The following is a 22,110-nucleotide window of genomic DNA, read 5'->3' on the forward strand; positions in this document are numbered from 1 at the left end:
TTACGCGTGCAGCTTCTGCAATTCCTTCAGGATCGCTTCGCCCATCTGCGTGGTCGAGGCGGACGTGGTACCTTCCGACTTGATGTCGGCGGTGCGCAGGCCGCTGGCGAGCACGGCGGCGATCGCCTGGTCGACCTTGTCGGCGAGATCGCCCATGTCGAAGGAATAGCGCAGCGCCATGCCGAAGGACGAGATCATCGCGATGGGATTGGCGAGGCCCTTGCCGGCGATGTCGGGGGCCGAGCCGTGCACGGGCTCGTACAGCGCCTTGCGCTTCTTGGTCTTGACGTCGACCTCGCCGAGCGAGGCCGAGGGCAGCATGCCGAGCGAGCCGGTGAGCATCGCCGCGATGTCGGACAGCATGTCGCCGAACAGATTGTCGGTGACGATGACGTCGAACTGCTTCGGCCACTTCACCAGCATCATGCCGCCGGAATCGGCGAGCTGATGCTCGAGCGTGACGTCGGGATATTCGCGCTTGTGGACCTGGGTCATGACCTCGTTCCAGAGCACGCCCGACTTCATGACGTTGCGCTTCTCCATCGACGTCACCTTGTTCTTGCGCTTTCTGGCAAGCTCGAAGGCGACGCGGCCGATGCGCTCGATCTCATAGGTGTCGTAGACCTGGGTATCGATGGCGCGCTTCTGGCCGTTGCCGAGATCGGTGATGGTCTTCGGCTCGCCGAAATAGACGCCGCCGGTGAGCTCGCGCACGATGACGATGTCGAGGCCCTCGACCGCCTCGCGCTTCAGGCTCGAGGCATCCGCCAGCGCCGGGTAGCACACGGCCGGGCGGAGGTTGGCGAACAAAGCGAGATCCTTGCGCAGGCGCAAGAGGCCGGCTTCCGGGCGCACCTCGTAAGGCACGGCATCCCACTTCGGGCCGCCGACCGCACCAAAAATCACAGCGTCGGCGTCCTTGGCCTTGGCCATGTCGCCCTCGGAGATCGAGACCTTGTGCGCGTCATAGGCGGAGCCGCCGACGAGGCCGGTGTCGGTCTCGAACTTGGCGATCCCGGCCGCATTGAGCCAGTCGATCAGCCGCTTCACCTCGCCCATCACCTCGGGGCCGATACCGTCGCCGGGGAGCAGCAGCAATTTGTGGGTCGCCATGGTCGTGTCCTTCTTGATCCTCTCTCGTCATTCCGGGACGCGCCGCCGACCTCGGGTTTACCCGAGTTCGGCATCTTGGTTGTCCAAGTCGGCAACAGCCGACTTGGATGCGCGGGCCCGGAATCCATAACCACCAGCCGGGGTTATGGATTCCGGGCTCGCCCGCTTCGCGTGCGCCCCGGAATGACAGGTCGGCCGGAGTGCTAGAGCGGCGTTGCACGCTTGGCAAGACACCATTGCCGGGGTGCGGCTGTGCAAGGGGGGCGGGGCCTGCCACACTGGGCAGGCCGGAGTACCCCTTGCACGCGCCTGATCGCCCCCTGCCCGACGCGCATCCCGCGCGGCTGATCCTGACCCTGTCGCTGGCAGCGACGGTCGGGCTCGGCATCGGCCGCTTTGCCTATGCGCTGGTGCTGCCGGATATGCGGGAGGACCTCGGCTGGTCCTACTCGGCGGCCGGTTTCATGAACACGATCAACGCCGTCGGCTATCTCGTCGGCGCGCTGGTGGCCTCCCGCCTGATCCAGCGCGTCGGCTGGGCCGCCGCGATCCGCGGCGGAACCCTCGCCTGCGTCGCCGCGCTCGCGACCTGCGCACTGACCGGCAATTTCGTGGCACTGAGCCTGGCGCGCCTCGTGCTGGGCCTGGGCGCGGCGGCCGGCTTCGTCGCCGGCGGCGCGCTTGCCGCCACCATCGCCCAGTCGCGTCCGGAGCGGGCCAATTTCCTGCTGAGCCTGTTCTATGCCGGGCCCGGCATCGGCATTCTGTCCTCGGGGCTGATCGCTCCGTTCACGCTGCAATATTTCGGGCCGGGCTCGTGGTGGATCGTCTGGTGGGCGCTGACGCTGCTGTCGGTCGCGATGACCGTGCCGCTGTTCCTGATCCGCATCGAGAGCGGCGCGCGCTTCTCGGAAGGCGGCCACACCGCGTTCGCGATCCTGCCCGTGCTGATTTATCTCGCCGCCTATTTCCTGTTCGGCGCGGGCTACATCGCCTACATGACCTTCATGATCGCCTATGTGCGCGACGGCGGCGGCGGAGCCGCGGCGCAGGCGGCGTTCTGGAGCCTGATCGGCCTGTCCGCCTTCGTGACGCCCTGGGCCTGGCGCGCCGTGCTGGCGCTCGATCGCGGCGGACTTGCCACCGCCATCATCCTCGGCACCAACGCGCTGGGCGCAGCCCTGCCGATGCTCGGGCATTCGCCGGCTTGGCTCGCGGTCTCCGCGGTTGTATTCGGCGTCGCCTTCTTCGCCGTGGTCGGCTCGACCACCGCCTTCGTCCGCTTCAACTATGCGCCGCCTGTGTGGCCGACCGCCATCGCGGCGATGACCATCTCGTTCGGCGTCGGCCAGACGCTCGGGCCGATCGTGGTCGGCGCGATCACCGATGCGCTGGGGAGCTTGAGCTACGCGCTGAATGTGTCGGCGGCGCTGCTGGCGCTGGGGGCGGTAGCGGCGCTGTGCCAGCGCAAGGTGGGCCCAGCCAAATAGACGGTGCCGTAGGGTGGATTAGCGAAGCGTAATCCACCAACTTCGTTCGGCAAGCGCGGACGCATGGCGGATTACGCTTCGCTAATCCGCCCTACGGCAGTGGAGTTCGCCTCAACTCCCACTGAACGAATTATACCCCTGGTCTTCCCAATAGCCGCCCTTGTAGTCGTTGGTGACTTCCATCGAGACCACGTATTTCGGGTTCTTGAAGCCGAGCTTGGTCGGCACGCGGATCTTCATCGGGAAGCCGTAGGCGCGCGGCAGGATCTCGTTTGCGTATTTGAACGTCATCTGCGTCTGCGGATGCAGCGCGCCGCGCATGTCCAGCGGCGAGTTGTAGCCGTCCTTGTCGGCGCACTGGAACCAGACATATTTCGCGCGCGTGTCGGCGCCGACCAGTTTCAGGAAATCGCGCAAGGGCGTGCCGGTCCAGCTGCCGATCGCGCTCCAGCCCTCCACACAGATGTGTCGCGTGATCTGCGTCACCTGCGGCAGCTTGTAGAGCTCCTCCAGCGTCCAGGACTTCTTGTTGTCGACGAGGCCGCGCACCTCGAGCTTCCAGTCCGCGGCCGAGACCTCGGGCGCGTCGTCGAGATCGTAATAGGCGTTGAACGGGAACGGTTTTGTGATCGCGCTCTCGGGGAAGGTCGGCGCCAGCGCGTCGGGATTGAAGATGAAGGCCTGCACCGCGTCGTTGAACTTCGAGACGCTCTTCAGCATCTCCTCGGCCGAGGACGAGTCGACGACGTCGCAGCCTGTCAGCAGCGTCAGCGCGCCCAGGCTGGCGCCGCCGGCGATGAAGCGGCGGCGGGTGACGTCGGGCATGGTCTTGATGGAGTCCTTGATCAGCAATCGTTTGTCGACGCCGGGGATCAGAAACGGACGCTTGGCCATGATAATTCTCCTAATCAGCGGCCAATGATCATCGCGCGCAGGCTCTTCGGCACCAGCAGCGCGAGCAGGACGTGAACGACGAGGAAGGCGCAGATCGCGGCCATGCAGAAGAAGTGCACGTAGCGCGCGGTCGGATAGTCGCCGAACAACATCACGAGATAATAGAGCTGCACCGGCTTCCACATGCCGAGGCCTGAGAGCACGATCAGCACGCCGACCACGATGATGCCGGCATAGAGCAGGCGCTGCACGTAATTGTAGACGGTGAGATCGTCATGGCCGAGCTTGAAGGTCAGGGCAGCCCTGACGTCGTGGAGCACGCCCGACGGCGTGATCGGCAGCAGTTTCTTGCGGAAGCGGCCGGTGGCGAAGCCGGTGATGAGATAGGCGAGGCCGTTGATCATCAAGAGCCACATCGCCGCAAAGTGCCAGAGCAGGCCGCCACCGAGCCAGCCGCCGAGCGTGTACTCGCGCGGAAAGCGGAAGTCGAACAGCGGCGAGGCGTTGTAGATCTGCCAGCCCGACAGGATCATCAGGATCATGGCGAAAGCGTTGACCCAGTGCATGACCCGCACCCAGGTCGGCTGGATCACTTTGGACTTGATAGCCGTGACCTGCTCGTCGGTGACTGTGAGGCTCGCCATGGCGGGTTCCATTCTGAGGTCGTGTGACAGCAATTATACGCCGGTGTTTCGGCTTTCGTTACATCCCGCCCGCCATCGAATCGATGCCGCGAGGCTATTGTGGTCACAAAAAAGCGAGCCGGGTATCCCCGGCTCGCGGTCTGAGACCATCCTGTTCGGGGATGAAACAGGATCGCGCGGTGTTACGAGGCCGGCATCAGCACGGTGTCGACCACATGGATCACGCCGTTGGACTGGTTGACGTTGGAGATCGTCACCATGGAGGTGCCGCCCTTGGCGTCGACGATCCAGACCTTGCCGTCCATCTTCTTCACCGTCAGCTCCTCGCCTTCCGCCGTCTTCAGCTTCTTGCCGTCGGTGAGGTCGGAGGCTTCGAGCTTGCCGGGCACGACATGGTAGGTGAGGATCTTGGTCAGCGTCGCCTTGTTCTCGGGCTTGACGAGGCTGTCGACGGTGCCGGCCGGCAGCTTGCCGAAGGCGGCGTTGGTCGGCGCGAACACGGTGAACGGGCCCTTGCTTTCGAGCGTCGGCACGAGGCCCGCGGCCTTCACCGCCGCCACCAGCGTGGTGTGGTCCTTGGAGTTGACCGCGTTCTGGACGATGTTCTTCGAGGGGAACATCGCGGCGCCGCCGACCATGACGGTCTTTTCCTCGGCGCTTGCGGGCGCGACGACGGTCGCAGTGATGGCCAGGGCGCTGAAGGCGGCGGCAGCGAGATAGGCAATGCGCTTCGACATGAGAAAGTCTCCCGATTGAATTGAGACCGGCGATGGCCGGCGTTGAGTTGGGGCAACAACGGCGCCTGTGACAGTCGAGGGGTGATGCAGCAGTGCCGTCGTTGGACCGAACTACGGGAGGGTTTGTGGTGCGGTTTCGAGGAAAAATTCTTTGTGATGGGTGAAACTATCGGCGGGGATGTTCGTGGGGGCCCATCCGCCGTCATTGCGAGGAGCCCTTGCGACGAAGCAATCCAGACTGTCTCCGCGGGCACATTTCTGGATTGCTTCGCTTCGCTCGCAATGACGAGTTTGCGGCTCCGCCTCGCCTCAATCCCTGTTGTTCGGGGTCTGGATGAATCCGCGATTATGCGTCGGGCTGATCAGCACTTCGTTGATGCAGACTCTGGCCGGCATGCCCGCGATGAAGGCGATGGTGCGGCCGAGGTCTTCCGATTGCAGCATCTTCGCCTGCTCCGCTTCGCTCGGCACCACCGGACGCAGCTTCAGGATCGGCGTCGCCACCTCGCCCGGCATCAGGCAGCAGGCGCGCAGGCCGTTGACGCATTCGTCCATGTTGAAGGAATGCGTCAGCGCCAGCACCGCATGTTTGGTAGTGGTGTAGGCCGGGCCCGGCATCTTCGAGACGTGGCGGCCGGCCCAGGACGAGACGTTGATGATTGCGCCGTCTTGCTGCTTGCGCATCGTCGGCAGCACCGCGCGCATGCAATAGAGCACGCCGTTGAGATTGACCTGGACCAGTCTGTCCCAGCCTTCCAGCTCCATGTCCTTCCAGCTGCGCTTGGGAACATTGATGCCGGCATTGTTGACGAGGAGGTCGATGCGGCCGTGCTTTGCGACGATCTGGTCGGCTGCCTTCTGGGCTGCGGCCGCGCTGGAGACGTCGAGCGCAAGGGCCTCGGCCGCCCCACCTTCCCCAGTGATCTTCGCCACCACGGTCTCCAGGGCGTCTTTGCGCCGGCCCGAGACCACAACGATCCAGCCGTCGGCCGCTAGCGCTTCGGCGCCGGCCTCCCCGATCCCGCTGCCACCGCCCGTGACCCAGGCCACGCGTTTTCCGCTTTTTGACATGCAAACTGTCTCCGTTGCTTCATCGGGGCGGTTTTTGCTAATCCAGCCCTCGGTTTTGACCGGCCTGTGCCGGCGAGGAATGTTGCATGAACCAAGCTGCCAACGCCAACCTGTTTTCCCGCCTGTTCGAGGCCCTCGCCGATCAGAAGCGGCTCGCGATCGAGACGCATGACGGCGCCCATATCAGCTATGGCGATCTGATCGCGCGCGCGGGCCAGATGGCGAACGTGCTGGTCGCCCGTGGCGTGAAACCCGGCGACCGCGTCGCGGTGCAGGTGGAGAAGTCGGTCGCCAACATCGTGCTCTATCTCGGCACGGTGCGCGCCGGCGCGGTCTATCTGCCGCTTAACACGGCCTATACGCTCAACGAGCTCGACTACTTCATCGGCGATGCCGAGCCGTCGCTCGTGGTCTGCGATCCCGCCAAGGCGGAAGGGCTCGCCCCGATCGCCGCCAAAGTGAAGGCGAAGGTCGAGACGCTCGGGGCTGACGGCAAGGGCTCGCTGACGGAGGCCGCCGACAGAGCGAGCCGCGAGTTCACGACGGTGCCGCGTGAAAACGACGATCTCGCCGCGATCCTCTACACCTCGGGCACCACCGGCCGCTCCAAGGGCGCGATGCTGACGCATGACAATCTGGCGTCCAACTCGCTTTCGCTCGTCGACTATTGGCGCTTCACCGATAGGGACGTCCTGATCCACGCGCTGCCAATCTACCACACCCACGGCCTGTTCGTGGCGACCAACGTGACGCTGTTCGCGCGCGCATCGATGATCTTCCTGCCGAAGCTCGATCCGGACCTAATCATCAAGCTGATGGCGCGCGCCACGGTGCTGATGGGCGTGCCGACCTTCTACACCCGCCTGCTGCAGAGCCCCGCGCTGTCGCATGAGACGACCAAGCACATGCGGCTGTTCATCTCGGGCTCGGCGCCGCTCTTGGCCGAGACGCATCGCGAATGGTCGGCGCGCACGGGACATGCCGTGCTCGAGCGCTACGGCATGACCGAAACCAACATGAACACGTCGAATCCCTATGACGGCGAGCGCGTGCCCGGCGCGGTCGGCTTCCCGCTGCCGGGCGTCTCTGTGCGCGTCACTGATCCCGAGACGGGGAAAGAGCTGCCGCGCGACGAAATCGGCATGATCGAGGTGAAGGGGCCGAACGTCTTCAAGGGCTATTGGCGCATGCCGGAGAAGACCAAGGCCGAGTTCCGGCCTGATGGCTTCTTCATCACCGGCGATCTCGGCAAGATCGATGCGAAGGGTTACGTGCACATCCTCGGCCGCGGCAAGGATCTCGTGATCTCGGGCGGCTTCAACGTCTACCCGAAGGAAATCGAGAGCGAGATCGACGCCATGCCCGGCGTGGTGGAGTCCGCCGTGATCGGCGTGCCGCATGCCGATTTCGGCGAGGGCGTCACCGCGGTGCTGGTGCGCCAGCCCGGCGCGAGCATCGATGAAGCAGCCGTGCTGAAGGGCCTCGAAGGGCGCCTCGCGAAATTCAAGATGCCGAAGCGGGTGTTCGTGGTCGACGAGCTGCCGCGCAACACGATGGGCAAGGTGCAGAAGAACGTCTTGCGCGAGACGTACAAGGATATCTACGCGAGGAAGTGAGGGGCGCGGGCTTTAGGCGCGCCACCCGCTCGCTGTCATGCCCCGCGAAGGCGGGGCATCCAGTACGCCTCGACCTCTCGTTCAATCACTGTCGCCTCTGGAATACTGGATTCCCCGCCTTCGCGGGGAATGACACTGAGTGTGTGGGGCGCGCGCCCCAACCCCTTACAGCCCGCCGATCAAGCTCAGCGCAAACCGGCTGCCGACGATCAACAGATAGCACCCGAACGCCATCTCCAGCGCGCGCTTCGACATCGCATGCGCTGCTCTCACACCGAGCGGCGCCGTGACGAGGCTCATCGGCATCACCAGCACGGCGCCGATCAGCGAGACGTAGCCGAGCGCGAATGGCACTTGCAGCGCTGCGACGGCCGGATAGTTCGCGGCAGCAGGCCGGCCGGCATAGATGTAGCCGAGCGCGCCGGGGATGGAGATCAGCACCGCGAGCGCCGAGGAGGTCGCGACCGCCTGATGAATGGGACGGCTGTAGAAGGTCATCAGCAGGTTCGAGAACAGGCCGCCGCCGATGCCCATCAGGGTCGAGAGGATGCCGACACAGAAGCCGTAGACGCGCATCAATCCGCCCTTCGGCAGATCATCGCCGAGCTTCCAGATCTCGCGGGCGAAGATCAGCCGGACCGCGGCTGACCAGGCGACGGCGACGAATACGATCTTGAACAGCCGCTCCGGCGCGAAGCGCGCGACCACGCTGCCGGCGATGACGCCGATCAGGATCGGCAGCCACCAGACCCGCAGGATCGCCATGTCGACGGCGCCGCGCTTGTAATGCGCCTGGAACGAGCGGATCGAGGTGGGGATGATCACGGCGAGCGAAGTGCCGACACAGAGCGGCATCCGCACCTCCAGCGGCACGCCGGCGATGCGGAAGCATTCGTAGAACACCGGCACGAGAATCGCGCCGCCGCCGATGCCGAACACGCCGGCCAGAAATCCCGAGAGCGCGCCGGTTGCGATCAGCAACAGCGCGAGCTCGACAATGTCCCTGATATCAAGACCTGCAATCACCTCAGACCTGCCCGGCGCCCGGTCTGCCCGCCCGATACTCACGTTCGGAGCACGGCCGCATCGGCAGCTGTAGGCGATCCGATTTCGGCGGTCGACGCGTCGCGGGGCCCGGCTGGGGTGGAATGCAGGCTGCGCATATCCGCCCGCGCTGCAGGAACCGTGGCGCGCGGCGAGCATCGCGATGGGGCGGCAGCCGGGCTGGTTCACCCTCGGCGATGCCCCTCGCGAGTTGCGATCACGAGGGCCCGAGGCGGCTTAGAGGCGTTCCAATAGTGATTTCAATGCGCCATACGCTCGGGATCAAAGAGCGAACTTATATTCACACTTTCGTTGGCGGACCCATATGCTGGTATACCAAGACCTTGATTGGCCTTGGTTCATCAAGGCCATAGAGCTGAACCCGGGTTCCGTTTATGGCGAATTGGTGATTGCGCAGGCCAAATCGACTCCGTAAATAGAGCCAACCTCTCGCGATCCCCGCGCGCCCCATGCTGGGCCGCAACAAACATCAAAAGCCGCCCATGACCGCACGGATCGAACGACCGCTTTCGCCGCACATCCAAACCTATCGCTGGACGCTGACGATGGCCCTGTCCATCGTCCATCGTGCCACCGGTATCGCCCTCTATGTCGGAACCCTGCTGCTGGTCTGGTGGCTGGTTGCCGCGGCCTCCGGCCCGGCCGCCTATGCCCATGTCCAGGCCTTCTCCGGCAGCATCATCGGCCGGCTGATCGTGTTCGGCTACACCTGGGCCCTGATGCACCATATGCTCAGCGGCATCCGGCATTTCGTCTGGGATCTCGGCTACGGCTTCAAGGCCAATGAGCGCGAAGCGCTGACCTGGGGCGCCCTGATCGGCGGCATCGCGCTGACGGTGCTGATCTGGATCATCGCCTATGCGAACGGAGGCGGCCGATGAGCTTCGACGAATCCCACGGCTCTCCGAAGCGGCCCTCGATGCGCACGCCGCTCGGGCGCGTCCGCAATCTCGGCGCCGCGCATTCCGGCACGACCGATTTCTGGCGCCAGCGCATCACCGGCGTTGCCATGACGCTGTTGATGATCCCCGCGCTGGTGATCATCATGATGCTGCTCGGCCGCAACCAGGTCTACGCGGCGCAGACCCTGAGCTCCATTCCCGTTGCGGTGATCCTGCTCCTCTTCATCTTCGCCAGCGCCTGGCACATGAAGATCGGCATGCAGGTGGTGATCGAGGACTACGTCCATAACGAGAAGCTGAAGCTCACCGCGATCATGCTCAACAATTTCTTCTCGGTCGCCGTGGCGCTCGCCTCGACCTATGCGATCCTGAAGCTTTCTTCCGGAGTGTAACCCATGGCCGCTGAGACGAATGGCAAGGGCAACGGCGCTCCCGCCACCAACGGAAAAGCCTATCCGATCGAAGACCACACCTACGACGTCGTCGTGGTCGGCGCCGGCGGCGCAGGCCTGCGCGCGGTCGTCGGCTGCAGCGAGGCCGGCCTCCGCACCGCCTGCATTACGAAAGTGTTTCCGACCCGGTCGCACACGGTCGCGGCGCAGGGCGGCATCTCCGCTTCGCTCGGCAACATGCACAAGGACGACTGGCGCTGGCACATGTACGACACCGTGAAGGGGTCGGACTGGCTCGGTGACCAGGACGCGATCGAATACATGGTGCGCAACGCGCCCGACGCGGTCTACGAGCTCGAGCATTGGGGCGTGCCGTTCTCGCGCACCGAGGACGGCAAGATCTACCAGCGTCCGTTCGGCGGCATGACCACCGAGTTCGGCAAGAGCCAGGCGCAGCGCACCTGCGCCGCCGCCGACCGCACCGGCCACGCCATGCTGCACACGATGTACGGTCAGTCGCTGCGCCACGCGGCCGAGTTCTTCATCGAGTTCTTCGCCATCGACCTGATCATGGACGACCAGGGCACCTGCCGCGGCGTCATCGCGCTCAAGCTCGACGACGGCACGCTGCATCGCTTCCGCGCCCAGACCACGATCCTGGCGACCGGCGGCTACGGCCGCGCCTATGCCTCCTGCACCTCGGCGCACACCTGCACCGGCGACGGCGGCGGCATGGTGCTGCGCGCCGGCCTGCCGATGCAGGACATGGAGTTCGTGCAGTTCCATCCGACCGGCATCTACGGCTCGGGCTGTCTCGTCACCGAGGGTGCGCGCGGCGAAGGCGGCTATCTCGTCAACTCCGAGGGCGAGCGCTTCATGGAGCGCTACGCGCCGTCGGCCAAGGACCTCGCCTCGCGCGACGTGGTCTCGCGCGCGATGACCATCGAGATCCGCGAAGGGCGCGGCGTCGGCAAGAAGAAGGACCATATCTTCCTGCATCTCGACCATCTCGATCCCGCCGTGCTCGCCGAGCGCCTGCCGGGCATCTCGGAATCGGCCAAGATCTTCGCCAATGTCGACGTGACCCGCGAGCCCATCCCGATCGTGCCGACCGTGCATTACAACATGGGCGGCATCCCCACGAACTATCACGGCGAGGTGCTGACCAAGAAGGACGGCGACGACAACGCGGTGATCCCCGGCCTGATGGCAATCGGCGAAGCCGCCTGCGTCTCCGTGCACGGCGCCAACCGCCTCGGCTCCAACTCGCTGATCGACCTCGTCGTGTTCGGCCGCGCCGCCGCGCTGCGCCTTGCGGAAAAGCTCACGCCCAACGCCGAGCAGCCCGAGCTGCCGGCGAACTCGGCCGAGATGGCGCTCGGCCGTCTCGACCATTACCGCTACGCCTCGGGCGGCACGCCGACCGCAAAGCTGCGCGAAGGCATGCAGCACGTGATGCAGAACAATTGCGCGGTGTTCCGCACCGGCGAGGTGCTGAGCGAAGGCCAGAACCTGATCGCGAAGGTCCACAGCGGCATCACCGACATCGCCGTGTCCGACCGCTCGCTGGTGTGGAATTCGGACCTCGTCGAGACGCTGGAATTCGACAACCTGATCTCGCAGGCGGTGGTGACGATGAACTCGGCCGCCAACCGCACCGAGAGCCGCGGCGCCCATGCCCGCGAGGACTTCTCGGAGCGCGACGACAAGAACTGGATGAAGCACACGCTGGCCTGGCTGGACGATGCCGGCAAGGTCAGGATCGAGTATCGCCCGGTTCACAACTACACCATGACCAACGACGTTCAGTACATCCCGCCCAAAGCTCGCGTTTACTAAACGTCGCGCTTGTATTGATCGAACAGCGAAGGCCTTAATCGAATGGTTGAATTCGCACTTCCGAAGAACTCCAAGATATCAGGCGGCAAGACCTGGCCGAAGCCTGCGGGCGCGACCGAGCTCCGCGAGTTCAAGGTCTATCGCTGGAATCCGGATGACGGCAAGAATCCGAGCGTCGACACCTATTACGTCGACACCAATGATTGCGGTCCGATGGTGCTGGACGGCCTGATCTGGATCAAGAACCACATCGACCCGTCGCTGACCTTCCGCCGCTCCTGCCGCGAAGGCGTCTGCGGCTCCTGCGCGATGAACATCGACGGCCAGAACACGCTGGCCTGCACCAAGTCGATGCACGACGTGAAGGACGGCGCGGTGAAGATCAACCCGCTGCCGCACCAGCCGGTGGTGAAGGACCTCGTCCCTGACCTCACCAATTTCTACGCGCAGTACGCCTCGGTCGAGCCCTGGCTGAAGACCACCTCGCCGACGCCGCAGAAGGAATGGCGCCAGAGCCACGAGGACCGCGAGAAGCTCGACGGTCTCTACGAGTGCATCCTCTGCGCCTGCTGCTCGACCTCCTGCCCGAGCTATTGGTGGAACAGCGAGCGCTATCTCGGCCCCGCCGCGCTGCTCCAGGCCAACCGCTGGGTGTCGGATTCGCGGGATGAGGCGACTGGCGAGCGGCTCGACAATCTCGAGGATCCGTTCCGGCTCTACCGCTGCCACACCATCATGAACTGCGCCAAGGCCTGCCCGAAGGGCCTCAACCCGGCCGAAGCCATCGCCGAGCTCAAGCTCAAGATGGTCGAACGGCAAATCTGAGGCGAAGTCCCCCCTTTGCGCCCCGGCCAAACCGGCCGGGGTGTCCTGCATTTGCCGTCAATTCGAGCAGAATTTTCTCTGACCCGCTGGGCGCGCAAGTTTCCGGCTCACAACCAGCGGTTCCAGCACAAGCTGCTTCCTTCCTCACGCGGGATTCAGTTAAGCTCCCGTCAGGGACGGAGCGACTGTGCAGAGGGCGCAACGCAACTCGCTGAGGCTGTTGCAGTGGATGATGGCGGCATCCCTGGCGCTGCCGATTGCGCTGTTCGCCGTCGCCGCTGCGATCTCCTACACATCGACCAAGGATACCGCCGACCGCGAGATCGAGCGCACGGTCGATGTCGCCCATGAGCACGCGCTCAAGGTGTTCGAGACCATCGATCGCAGCCTCGCCGAGCTCAACGAGGTCGTGCGCGGCCTGCCCGACGACGTCATCCGCGCCCGGGAGCCGACGCTGCATCGCCGGCTGAAGCGGCTGAGCGATTCGCTGCCGCAGCTCAAATCGGCCTGGATCTTCGATGCGAACGGGAAGGCGCTGGTCAACAGCCTCGTCTCGCCGCCGCCGGACCTGAGCTTTGCCGACCGCGATTACTTCTATGCCCATGTCGACCAGAGCATCGGCACGTTCATCGGCACGGCCCTGACGCCACGGCCGCCCTATCAGGGCGCCCGCTTCTTCGGGGTCAGCCGCCGCCGCGAGTCCGACGACGGCCGCTTCATCGGCGTGATCCAGGCTTCGGTGCTGCCGGAATATTTCGAGAGCTTCTACGCCAGAATCGGGTCCGATCCCGGCAGCTTCCTTGCGATGGGCCGCACCGACGGCGCGATGCTCACGCATTTTCCCCGACTCGACCACGAGCTTCGGCTCGATCCGACCGGACCGGTGGGCCAGAAAATCGCGGCCCAGCCCCAGCACGGCCTGATCACCGTCGCCTGGCCCTCGGACGGGATCGAGCGGCGCATCGCCTACCGGCGCGTCGCCGAATATCCGATCTATGTCAGCGCCGGACTCGAGACCTCGGCGATCCGCGCCCGCTGGCTCGCGACCATCGGCCAGCATCTGGTGTTCGGCATTCCCGCCACCGCGCTGTTGTTCCTGCTGCTGGCGCTCGCTCTGCGGCGCACCCAGCACCTCCAGGCGGAGGCTGCAAAGCGGCGCGAGGCCGAGGAGGCGCTGAAGCACAGCCAGCGCCTGGAAGCGCTCGGCCAGCTCACCGGCGGCGTCGCGCACGACTTCAACAATCTCCTGACGGTGATCCGCGCTTCCGTCGATCTCCTGAACCGCCCGCAGCTGACGGAGGAGCGGCGACAGCGCTACATCACGGCCATTGCGGATTCGGTGGCGCGCGCGGCCAAGCTGACCTCGCAGCTGCTCGCCTTCGCGCGGCGCCAGACCCTCAAGCCGGAGGTGTTCGACGTCGGCGCGCGGGTGCAGTCGCTGCACGACATGCTCGCCACGCTGCTGGGCCCCGCGATCGAGATCGTCATGCAGCCGCCGGCGGAGCCGTGCCTCGTCAATGCCGATGCCAGCCAGTTCGAGACGGCGCTGATCAACATGGCGACCAATGCGCGCGATGCCATGCAGGGCCAGGGACGAATCGTCTTCAAGGTCGAGGCCACGACGGCCGTTCCGGACACGCTGGCATCGACTGGCCCGGGCATGGCAGGCCACGGCTTCGTCCGCGTAACCGTCAGCGACACCGGTGTCGGCATTCCCGCCGCGCGGCTCGGGCGCATCTTCGAGCCGTTCTTCACCACCAAGCAGGTCGGCCACGGCACCGGCCTTGGCCTGTCCCAGGTGTTCGGCTTCGCCAGACAGTCCGGCGGCGAAGTGACTGTCACGAGCGAGGTGGGGCGCGGCAGCACCTTCTCGCTCTATCTACCGCGCGTGCCGCCGGACCTGCTGCCGCAGCGCCAGGCGCCCAACACGGCGCCGGCGGTGGCCGGCAGCGGCATGTCGGTCCTGGTGGTCGAGGACAATATCGAGCTGGCGAATTTCGCCGCCGACGGCCTCACCGAGCTCGGCTACAGCATCACTCTGATCGACAACGCGACCGATGCGCTCGCCGAGCTCGTCGTGGACGCCGACCGCTTCGACGTCGTGTTCTCGGACGTGGTGATGCCCGGGATGACCGGGCTCGATCTGGCGCAGGCGATCCGCGACCGCAGCATCGGCGTGCCGGTCGTGCTGACCACCGGCTACAGCCAAGCCCTGTCGCAAGAGGGCGTTGCCGGCTTCGATCTCGTGCAAAAGCCCTATTCGATCGAGGAATTGTCGCGCGTTCTGCATCGGGCAGCCCGGATCAGGCGCGTCAGGGACGGCGCCGCCGAATAGGGGCCCGCGGAACCTCACGGGAACCGGCTGAGTTCCCTTCGCGTTGTCCGCTCATGCACAAACCGGCCGCGACGCGCGAACAGGGCAAGAAGCCGCCCATCATCGATATCCAAGGCGAGAACGGCGACGACGTGACACCGCCGCCGCCCGAGCTGGTCGAACCCGACCCCGAACTGTCACCGGAGGAAGCCGAGCAGGTCCGCAAGGATTATCTGCTGACGCGGTTCTGGATCAGCGCCCGCGGTTTCTGGGGCCGCAACGGCGACCGCCTAGCCTGGCCGTTCTCGATCGGTCTCGTCCTGCTGATCGTGCTGACCGTCGGCTTCCAATACGGCATCAATGTCTGGAATCGTGCGATCTTCGACGCCATCGAGAAGCGCGATGCGGCGAGTGTCTTCCATCTCACCGCAATGTTCTTCCCGCTCGCGATCGGCAGCATCGTGCTCGCAGTCGTGCAGGTGTTCGCGCGCATGGGCATCCAGCGGCGCTGGCGCGCCTGGCTGACCGCGAGCGTGCTGACACGGTGGCTCAAGAACGGGCGCTACTACCAGCTCAACCTCGTCGGCGGCGATCACGGGAATCCGGAATACCGGATCGCGGAGGATCTTCGCATTGCCACCGACGCGCCGGTCGATTTCATTGCCGGCGTCACCTCCGCGCTGCTGTCGGCCGCGACCTTCATCGTCGTGCTCTGGACCATCGGCGGCGCGCTCACCGTCACGCTCGGCGGCTCGTCGGTGACCATTCCCGGCTTCCTCGTGATCGCCGCGATGCTCTACGCCGCGATCGCATCCGGATCGATCACCGTGATCGGCCGGCGCTTCGTGCAAGTCTCGGAGGATAAGAACCAGGCCGAGGCCGATTTCCGCTACACCCTGACACGCGTACGCGAGAACGGCGAAAGCATCGCACTGCTCGGCGGCGAAGAGGAGGAGCGCGACGGCCTCGATCGCAACTTCACGAACGTGCTGCGGCAATGGGCGCGGCTCGCCGGCCAGCACATGCGCACCACGCTGGTGTCGCAAGGATCGAGCCTCGTTGCGCCGGTCGTGCCGCTTCTGCTCTGCGCGCCAAAATTCCTCGACGGCTCCATGACGCTGGGGCAGGTGATGCAGGCCGCATCCGCCTTCACCATCGTGCAGAGCGCGTTCGGCTGGCTCGTCGACAATTATCCGCGGCTCGCCGACTGGAACGCCTGCGCGCGCCGCATCGCCTCATTGATGATGTCGCTCGACGGCCTCGAGCGCGCCGAGCAGGGCGATGGCCTCGGCCGCATCAAGCGCGGCGAGACCAGCAGCGAGGCCATGCTGGAGCTGAAGGATCTCTCGGTCACGCTCGACGACGGCACCGCGGTGGTCGGCGAGACCGAGGTGGTGATCGAGCCCGGCGAGCGGCTCCTGGTCGCCGGCGAATCCGGCACCGGCAAGAGCACGCTGGTGCGCGCCATCGCCGGCCTATGGCCCTGGGGCGGCGGCAGCGTGAATTTCCATGCCGACCGCCGACTGTTCATGCTGCCGCAGCGGCCCTATGTGCCCTCCGGCTCGTTGCGGCGGGCGGTCGCCTATCCCGGCGCGGCCGACCACTGGACCTTGGACGAAATCGGCGAAGCCCTGCACAAGGTCGGCCTCGATCATCTCAAGGAAAAGATCGAGGAGGAAGGACCATGGGACCAGACCTTGTCGGGCGGCGAGAAGCAGCGCCTCGCCTTTGCGCGGCTGCTGCTGCACAACCCCGATATCGTCGTGCTCGATGAGGCGACCTCCGCGCTCGACGAGAAGAGCCAGGACAAGATGATGAAGATGGTCACCGACGCGTTGCCCAAGGCGACCATCGTCAGCGTCGCGCACCGCGCCGAGCTGGAGGCTTTCCACAGCCGCAAGATCGTGCTGGAGCGGCGCAAGGGCGGCGCCAAGCTCGTCAGCGATATCGACCTGATTCCGCGCAAGGGCAGGCGCCGGCTGCTCGGGCGATTCTTGCGGCAGCGCAAGGCTCCAAGGAAGGCGGCGTGAGGCTCTCTCCGTCGTCCCGGACAAGCGCGCCCCAAGCGCGCAGATCCGGGACCGATACCCACAGGAAGGAAGTTTGACGAAGACTCGGAGTGAGCGTGTCGCATCACACTCCTCCCTGGGGTTATGGGTCCCGGATTCGCTTCGCGCCCCGGGACGACACCGGTGATCGAGCGTTGGAGTCCCCCGCAAAACCGGCTATGCATGCGCCTGCAACGAGGATCTGCTGCTTGACGTCCGACAATGCCCCTTCGTCCGCGCCGTTCGGCGCGTTCGCGCCCAATGCGGCGCAGGCCGCAATCATCCGCCTCGCTCAACGATCCGGGCTGAAGCGCGGCGCGTTCCGGCCCTGGATGTCGCGGCTGGTCAACCTGCTGCGCAGCGGCCCTGTCGACGTGCAATACCAGGGCGCCTCGTTCCGCCTCCATCACCAGGGCAGCGCGACCGAGCGCGGCGCGCTGTTCAATCCGGACTACAATCTCGACGAGCTCGACTTCCTGCGCCAGCACACCCCCGCGGGCGGCGTGTTCGTCGATGTCGGCGCCAATGTCGGCACGTTCGCACTGGTGATGGCACGGCAGGTCGGGCCATCAGGAAAAGTGGTGGCGATCGAGCCGCATCCGCTGACCTTCGCACGGCTCTCCTTCAACCACGCCGCATCGAAGACGCCGCAGGTTCGCCTGGTCCAGGCCGCCGCGGGCGACAGCGACGGCGAGCTGATGATCGAGAGCGGCGGCGGCAATCTCGGCGCCACCCACGTCGTCACCGGCACGGCCAGTGCCGAGGCGATCAAGGTGCCGTCGCTGCGCTTGATGCGCATTCTGGAGGAGGCCGGCGTCGGGCAGGTCGATTCGCTCAAGATCGACGTCGAGGGCTTCGAGGACCGCGTGCTGATCGGCTTCTTCCGCGACGCGCCACAATCGCTGTGGCCGCGTGCGGTGGTGATCGAGCATCTGTCACAAAACGAATGGCAGCAGGATTGTATTGCCGACATGGTCGGGCGCGGCTTTACGATCGTGCGGAAGACACGAAGCAATACGTTTCTGTCCCGCTGACAGGGACGAACAAGGGAGGTTAGCGATGATCGACCATCTGGGTTTCTCCGTCTCCGACTATGAGCGCGCCAAAGCGTTCTACGTGAATGCGCTGGCGCCGCTCGGCTACAGCCTGATCATGGAAGTCACGGCCGAGCAGACCGGTCACGCTGCGGCCGCGGGCTTCGGCGCCGAGGGCAAGCCCGATTTCTGGATCGGCGGCGAGGGCGCGATGAACAAGCCCGTGCATGTCGCTATTCGCGCCAAGGACCGCGGCACGGTCGATGCATTCTACAAGACGGCGATGGCGGCCGGCGGCCGCGACAACGGTCCGCCCGGCATCCGCCCGCATTATCACGCGAACTATTACGGCGCCTTCGTGCTCGATCCCGACGGCCACAATATCGAGGCGGTCTGCCACACGCCGGAATAAACCGGGCTTCGAAGCGGGTGGCGCGGAACATCGGCGCTGCGCCGTCGTTGTTGTTCTCTGCACAACGATCCCGATGGTGCCGATGCCGATCGAACCGCCCGAGATTCCGCCCTCGACGCCCGGTACGCCAACTGAGCCACCGCCCGGAATCCCGCCCGGCAATCCGCAGCCCGAAATCACGCCGCCGGTGCGCGAGCCCGGCTCGCCGCCGCGGCCCGACGAATTGCCGGGCCGCATGCCTGAAGAGATTCCATCGCGCGGCCCGCATGGACCGCTTACGCCCAATCCTGCGACGGATGCAATTCCGCCGCGGGATCACGTGTGAAAGGGCCAACGAGTGCAAGGCGATTGCAACCAGCTTCTGAATGCGCAATGAACGTTGCCATAGTGAGATGATTTGCGTGCAGAAATAAATCGAGCCGCGGTTGCATCGCCCGCCACAATGCGGCCTAACGCGTAGCCGTTCATCACGACACTTCGACAAAGAACCTTCCGGGGAAGTTCACCACCATGACCAACCTTCGTTTCGTGCTGCTTGCGACGACGGCTCTGACCGCGATGCAATTGGCCAACACCGCATCGCATGCGCAAGACGCCGCGCCGCTCGTGGTCGCGCAGGCCCAGCCGCAAGACACGGGCCCTGACGGAAAACCGAAGCAGCCGCCGAAGGGACCGCCCGCAGCCCCGCCGCCTGCAGCACCCGCGCGCCCCGCGGCTCCGCCGCCCGCGGCAGCACCGCCGCACCCGCCTGCGGCGCCCCCGCCGGCAGCTGCCCCGCCGCGCCCGGCAGCGCCGCCACCGCCTCCGCCTCCCCCTGCGGCCCGTCCGGCACCTCCGCCGCCCCCGCCGCCGCCTGCTGCTCCGAAGCAGCCTTCGCCGCCTCCGGCCGCGGCGCCGCAGCAGCACGCCCCGACACCGCCGCCTCCGCCGCCCCCTGCCGCGCGGCCCGCTCCCACACCGCCGGCGCCGCCGCCTGCCGCACGCCCGGCTCCCCCGCCGCCTCCCGCGGCGGCGCCGCAGCAGCAGGCCCCGACCACGCCGCCGCCTTCGGCTCGCCCGACCCCGCCCCCTCCGCCGCCGCCTCCGGCAGCGGCTCCGCCGGCCCGGCCGACGCCCGCGCCTGCGCCGACGGCAACACCGCCTGCTCCGACAGCTGCGCCCACGGCACGCCCCGGCGCGCCCGCGCCGGCAGCAACGCCGGCTCCGACGGCGACACCCGCACCGACCGCAACGCCGGCTCCGGGCAGCACGCCCGGCGCACCGCCGGCTGGTCGCCCCGGCGCACCTCCGCCCGGCGTACGTCCTGGCGCGCCGCCACCCCCGCAAGGATCACCGGCCCCCGGCGCCACGCCCGCGCCAACGGCCACGCCGGCGCCCGGCAGCACTCCGCCGCCGGCCGGACGACCGGGGTCGGCAACGCCCGCACCCGGCGCCACCCCGGCTCCGACGGCGACGCCAGCCCCGGGACAACAGGGTGGAACGCCTCCTGCCGGCGCGCCCGCCGCCGGGACTCCGGCTGCGCCCCCGCAGGCGGGTGCCCCTGCCCGGCCGCCGGCACCTCCCGCCGGCGCCGCGGCTCCGACCGTGGTCCCCGGCACGCCCGCCGCAGCACCGCCGCCCGACAGGGCACAATACAGACCGCCGACGGTCGCGCCCGCGTTCCGCGCCGCGCCGACGGTCGCAGCGCCCTTGCCGCCGCCGCCGCGTCCGCAACAGCGTGACCTGACGCCGCTCGCGATCGGTGCCGGCGTGGTGGCCGGCGCCGTGATCGGCGCCACCATCGCCGATCTCCATAGCCAGCGACGCGAGGTCGTCGAAGGCGGCCGCACCGTCTACACCGAGCCGGACCGCATCATCATCCGCGATCCGGGCGGCCAGGCCTATGTCCGCGGCAACGATCTCTATCGCTTCCGCTACGGCGCCCGCGACATCCGCACCGACACCGTCGGCGGCGAAACCCGCACCGTCGTGATCCGTCCCGATGGCAGCGAGGTGATCACCGTGGTCGGGCCGGACGGCTCGCTGCTCCGTCGTATCCGCAGGGACCCGCGCGGACGCGAGATCGTGATCATCGACAACACCTACCGCGATCCGCGGGCGGTCGGCGGCTTCTACGTCGACGTGCCGCCGCCGGTGGTCAGCATTCCCTACGATCGCTACATCGTCGACGCCCAGGAGGCGCCGCCGCAGGTGATCTACGAAACGATGCGGGCTCCGCCGGTGCAGCGGATCGATCGGCGCTACTCGCTCGACGAGATCCGCTACAGCCCGAACGTTCGCATGCAGATGCCGAGCATCGACGTCAACACGATCAACTTCGAGACGGGATCGTGGACCATTCCGCCGGACCAGGCGGCGCGGCTTCAAGTGATCGCCGACGGCATCAACCAGGCGCTCCAGGCCAACCCGCAGGAGGTGTTCCTGATCGAGGGCCACACCGATGCGGTCGGCAACGAGGTCGACAATCTGTCGCTGTCGGACCGCCGCGCGCAGGCCGCAGCCGAATTGCTGACGCAGCAGTTCAATGTGCCCGCGGAAAACCTGACGTCGCAGGGCTATGGCGAGCAATACCTGAAGGAGCAGACGCAGGGGCCGAGCCTGATCAACCGGCGCGTCACCGTCCGACGTATCACGCCGTTGCTCAACGGCGGCCAGGCCAATGCGGCGCCTCCGCCGCGCCAGTAGGACCTTCGCAAAAAGAAAATGGCCGGGAGCAATCCCGGCCATTTTTCTTATCACGCCGTCATTGCTTCCGACGGCAGACATGCCTCACAAACCGCGGCAACATGCCGGTGATCAGTGCCGCAACAGCCGCCGAGAATGCGCATGCCGGGGAATGCGCGCCTGAGCAAATGGTAGCGGCGGCCGAGATCTGCGGGATCACCACTGTCTAGCGCCTCCGATTCATCGAGCTCGGCGTGGCTCTTGACCGATGCATTGGCTCTAATGCCGTGGATGCGCTGGACCCAAGCCTCGCCTGTAGCGAGTGCACTCTCGAAGTGCGTTGGGTGTGCGCAATTGATCAGGAAGTATTCGCAAGCCCGCTCCGTTGCGTCGTCGACCGCCTCGATCGCCTCGCGCAGCGACTCTCCCCGGACGAGGCGGCCATCGGTTTCGACCGTGAAAGAGATCGCGACCGGAATGTTCTGTCTCTGGGCTGCACGGACCACGCCCACGGCTTCGTTGATGCTGTTCAGCGTGAATGCAGTCACCATGTCGGCGCCGGCCTCGGCAAAGGCCGCGATCTGGCCCAAGTGGTAGGCTTCCGCCTCCGCCGCGTCCATGTTGCCGGCCTTGTAGCCGTCGCCTCGCGGACCGATCGCGCCGTTGATGACGCAAGGCGTGCCGGGGGCCTCCCAAGCACCGCGCAATTCGTCGAGGAAGCGGATGGCGCGCATGTTGATGGCCTCGAGCCTGGCCGCATCATAGCCGAGCTTGGCGCCCCAATCAGGGTTGGCGCGCCAAGTCGGACTGTCGAGCACGAAGCCGAGCCCATGCTGCCGCGCGATACGCAGATAGGCTTCGTAGTACTGCCTCAAGTGCGCGCGGCCATCCGCGCTGTCGAGCAGCACGAATGCCGCAAAGTGGGGCAGCTCCAGCCCGTGGTGAAAGATAAGGGTTGTTTCCATGCCGCCGTCGGTCAGGAAAATGCCGCCGCCGCGCTGCGGCAGACCATGCCTGTATCTGGCCATTGATCGCTCCATCATTTGGACG

19 protein-coding genes are annotated in these 22,110 nt (G+C 66.2%); 12 read left to right on the forward strand and 7 right to left on the reverse strand.

Going from position 1 to position 22,110, the window contains the following annotated elements:
• Positions 1 to 1,113: a 3-isopropylmalate dehydrogenase gene (leuB, locus tag ACNJYA_RS00160; RefSeq protein ID WP_260381391.1), complete on the reverse strand. Its 1,113-nt coding sequence runs from the start codon at positions 1,111 to 1,113 to the stop codon at positions 1 to 3.
• 299 nt (positions 1,114 to 1,412) lie between these two features.
• Here leuB and ACNJYA_RS00165 point away from each other — a divergent pair, with 299 nt between their 5' ends.
• Positions 1,413 to 2,603 carry a YbfB/YjiJ family MFS transporter gene (locus tag ACNJYA_RS00165; RefSeq protein ID WP_439365019.1) on the forward strand — a complete coding sequence of 397 codons (1,191 nt, stop codon included), beginning with the start codon at positions 1,413 to 1,415 and terminating at the stop codon, positions 2,601 to 2,603.
• 111 nt (positions 2,604 to 2,714) lie between these two features.
• Here the strand turns inward: ACNJYA_RS00165 and ACNJYA_RS00170 are convergent, their stop codons facing one another.
• The 4 genes from ACNJYA_RS00170 to ACNJYA_RS00185 all read right to left on the reverse strand — a co-directional run bounded on the left by ACNJYA_RS00170 (position 2,715) and on the right by ACNJYA_RS00185 (position 5,949).
• Complete coding sequence (locus ACNJYA_RS00170; protein WP_439365021.1) at positions 2,715 to 3,497, reverse strand: molybdopterin-binding protein; 783 nt, start codon at positions 3,495 to 3,497, stop codon at positions 2,715 to 2,717.
• Between the two features lie 14 nt (positions 3,498 to 3,511).
• The gene (locus tag ACNJYA_RS00175) at positions 3,512 to 4,141 is read right to left on the reverse strand and encodes a cytochrome b/b6 domain-containing protein (RefSeq protein WP_439365022.1); all 630 of its coding nucleotides are present in this window, start codon (positions 4,139 to 4,141) and stop codon (positions 3,512 to 3,514) included.
• A 182-nt stretch (positions 4,142 to 4,323) separates the two neighbouring features.
• A complete protein-coding gene (locus tag ACNJYA_RS00180; RefSeq protein WP_212255572.1) occupies positions 4,324 to 4,878 on the reverse strand; it encodes a fasciclin domain-containing protein in 555 nt (184 codons plus the stop codon).
• Between the two features lie 309 nt (positions 4,879 to 5,187).
• Complete coding sequence (locus tag ACNJYA_RS00185) at positions 5,188 to 5,949, reverse strand: SDR family oxidoreductase (protein WP_439401803.1); 762 nt, start codon at positions 5,947 to 5,949, stop codon at positions 5,188 to 5,190.
• Between the two features lie 86 nt (positions 5,950 to 6,035).
• Between ACNJYA_RS00185 and ACNJYA_RS00190 the strand changes: the two genes are divergently transcribed.
• The gene (locus tag ACNJYA_RS00190) at positions 6,036 to 7,565 is read left to right on the forward strand and encodes a malonate--CoA ligase (RefSeq protein WP_212255570.1); all 1,530 of its coding nucleotides are present in this window, start codon (positions 6,036 to 6,038) and stop codon (positions 7,563 to 7,565) included.
• Positions 7,566 to 7,730: 165 nt separating this feature from the next.
• Here ACNJYA_RS00190 and ACNJYA_RS00195 read toward each other — a convergent pair whose 3' ends face one another.
• The gene (locus tag ACNJYA_RS00195; RefSeq protein ID WP_439401804.1) at positions 7,731 to 8,591 is read right to left on the reverse strand and encodes a sulfite exporter TauE/SafE family protein; all 861 of its coding nucleotides are present in this window, start codon (positions 8,589 to 8,591) and stop codon (positions 7,731 to 7,733) included.
• Between the two features lie 521 nt (positions 8,592 to 9,112).
• Here ACNJYA_RS00195 and sdhC point away from each other — a divergent pair.
• The 10 genes from sdhC to ACNJYA_RS00245 all read left to right on the forward strand — a co-directional run bounded on the left by sdhC (position 9,113) and on the right by ACNJYA_RS00245 (position 21,081).
• Entirely contained in the window at positions 9,113 to 9,511 is a 399-nt protein-coding gene (gene sdhC, locus ACNJYA_RS00200) for a succinate dehydrogenase, cytochrome b556 subunit (RefSeq protein ID WP_172788002.1), read from the forward strand.
• Positions 9,508 to 9,924 (forward strand): succinate dehydrogenase, hydrophobic membrane anchor protein, encoded by a 417-nt coding sequence (sdhD, locus tag ACNJYA_RS00205; protein ID WP_246504571.1) that lies wholly within the window; start codon positions 9,508 to 9,510, stop codon positions 9,922 to 9,924. Before sdhC ends, sdhD begins: the two co-directional genes overlap by 4 nt.
• A gap of 3 nt (positions 9,925 to 9,927) precedes the next feature.
• The gene (gene sdhA / locus ACNJYA_RS00210; protein ID WP_212255555.1) at positions 9,928 to 11,763 is read left to right on the forward strand and encodes a succinate dehydrogenase flavoprotein subunit; all 1,836 of its coding nucleotides are present in this window, start codon (positions 9,928 to 9,930) and stop codon (positions 11,761 to 11,763) included.
• A gap of 42 nt (positions 11,764 to 11,805) precedes the next feature.
• Positions 11,806 to 12,588, forward strand: coding sequence for a succinate dehydrogenase iron-sulfur subunit (locus ACNJYA_RS00215; protein ID WP_172788004.1), 783 nt, complete (start codon positions 11,806 to 11,808; stop codon positions 12,586 to 12,588).
• A gap of 187 nt (positions 12,589 to 12,775) precedes the next feature.
• Entirely contained in the window at positions 12,776 to 14,923 is a 2,148-nt protein-coding gene (locus ACNJYA_RS00220; RefSeq protein WP_439401805.1) for an ATP-binding protein, read from the forward strand.
• A gap of 53 nt (positions 14,924 to 14,976) precedes the next feature.
• Complete coding sequence (locus tag ACNJYA_RS00225; RefSeq protein ID WP_212255552.1) at positions 14,977 to 16,932, forward strand: ABC transporter ATP-binding protein/permease; 1,956 nt, start codon at positions 14,977 to 14,979, stop codon at positions 16,930 to 16,932.
• A gap of 227 nt (positions 16,933 to 17,159) precedes the next feature.
• Positions 17,160 to 17,984 carry an FkbM family methyltransferase gene (locus ACNJYA_RS00230; protein ID WP_172788007.1) on the forward strand — a complete coding sequence of 275 codons (825 nt, stop codon included), beginning with the start codon at positions 17,160 to 17,162 and terminating at the stop codon, positions 17,982 to 17,984.
• A gap of 25 nt (positions 17,985 to 18,009) precedes the next feature.
• Positions 18,010 to 18,396, forward strand: coding sequence for a VOC family protein (locus ACNJYA_RS00235; protein ID WP_439401806.1), 387 nt, complete (start codon positions 18,010 to 18,012; stop codon positions 18,394 to 18,396).
• An 82-nt stretch (positions 18,397 to 18,478) separates the two neighbouring features.
• Complete coding sequence (locus ACNJYA_RS00240) at positions 18,479 to 18,721, forward strand: hypothetical protein (protein WP_172788008.1); 243 nt, start codon at positions 18,479 to 18,481, stop codon at positions 18,719 to 18,721.
• A 185-nt stretch (positions 18,722 to 18,906) separates the two neighbouring features.
• A complete protein-coding gene (locus ACNJYA_RS00245) occupies positions 18,907 to 21,081 on the forward strand; it encodes an OmpA family protein (RefSeq protein ID WP_439401807.1) in 2,175 nt (724 codons plus the stop codon).
• Positions 21,082 to 21,131: 50 nt separating this feature from the next.
• On the opposite strand, the gene ACNJYA_RS00250 is transcribed toward ACNJYA_RS00245, so the two are convergent.
• On the reverse strand, positions 21,132 to 22,088 hold the full coding sequence (locus ACNJYA_RS00250; RefSeq protein ID WP_212260410.1) for a homocysteine S-methyltransferase family protein: 957 nt from the start codon (positions 22,086 to 22,088) through the stop codon (positions 21,132 to 21,134).
• Positions 22,089 to 22,110: the final 22 nt, after the last annotated feature.

It is taken from the genome of Bradyrhizobium sp. BLXBL-01, assembly GCF_051853025.1.
GTDB lineage: Bacteria > Pseudomonadota > Alphaproteobacteria > Rhizobiales > Xanthobacteraceae > Bradyrhizobium.

Excerpts from the sequence above, each read along its gene's own strand:
- leuB (WP_260381391.1), bottom strand. The coding sequence starts at position 1,113 with ATGGCGACCCACAAATTGCTGCTGCTCCCCGGCGACGGTATCGGCCCC.
- ACNJYA_RS00250 (WP_212260410.1), bottom strand. The coding sequence starts at position 22,088 with ATGGCCAGATACAGGCATGGTCTGCCGCAGCGCGGCGGCGGCATTTTC.
- ACNJYA_RS00180 (WP_212255572.1), bottom strand. The coding sequence starts at position 4,878 with ATGTCGAAGCGCATTGCCTATCTCGCTGCCGCCGCCTTCAGCGCCCTG.
- ACNJYA_RS00215 (WP_172788004.1), top strand. The coding sequence starts at position 11,806 with ATGGTTGAATTCGCACTTCCGAAGAACTCCAAGATATCAGGCGGCAAG.
- sdhC (WP_172788002.1), top strand. The coding sequence starts at position 9,113 with ATGACCGCACGGATCGAACGACCGCTTTCGCCGCACATCCAAACCTAT.
- ACNJYA_RS00235 (WP_439401806.1), top strand. The coding sequence starts at position 18,010 with ATGATCGACCATCTGGGTTTCTCCGTCTCCGACTATGAGCGCGCCAAA.
- ACNJYA_RS00245 (WP_439401807.1), top strand. The coding sequence starts at position 18,907 with ATGACCAACCTTCGTTTCGTGCTGCTTGCGACGACGGCTCTGACCGCG.
- ACNJYA_RS00175 (WP_439365022.1), bottom strand. The coding sequence starts at position 4,141 with ATGGCGAGCCTCACAGTCACCGACGAGCAGGTCACGGCTATCAAGTCC.
- ACNJYA_RS00190 (WP_212255570.1), top strand. The coding sequence starts at position 6,036 with ATGAACCAAGCTGCCAACGCCAACCTGTTTTCCCGCCTGTTCGAGGCC.
- ACNJYA_RS00240 (WP_172788008.1), top strand. The coding sequence starts at position 18,479 with ATGCCGATCGAACCGCCCGAGATTCCGCCCTCGACGCCCGGTACGCCA.
- sdhD (WP_246504571.1), top strand. The coding sequence starts at position 9,508 with ATGAGCTTCGACGAATCCCACGGCTCTCCGAAGCGGCCCTCGATGCGC.
- ACNJYA_RS00225 (WP_212255552.1), top strand. The coding sequence starts at position 14,977 with ATGCACAAACCGGCCGCGACGCGCGAACAGGGCAAGAAGCCGCCCATC.
- ACNJYA_RS00170 (WP_439365021.1), bottom strand. The coding sequence starts at position 3,497 with ATGGCCAAGCGTCCGTTTCTGATCCCCGGCGTCGACAAACGATTGCTG.
- ACNJYA_RS00185 (WP_439401803.1), bottom strand. The coding sequence starts at position 5,949 with ATGTCAAAAAGCGGAAAACGCGTGGCCTGGGTCACGGGCGGTGGCAGC.
- sdhA (WP_212255555.1), top strand. The coding sequence starts at position 9,928 with ATGGCCGCTGAGACGAATGGCAAGGGCAACGGCGCTCCCGCCACCAAC.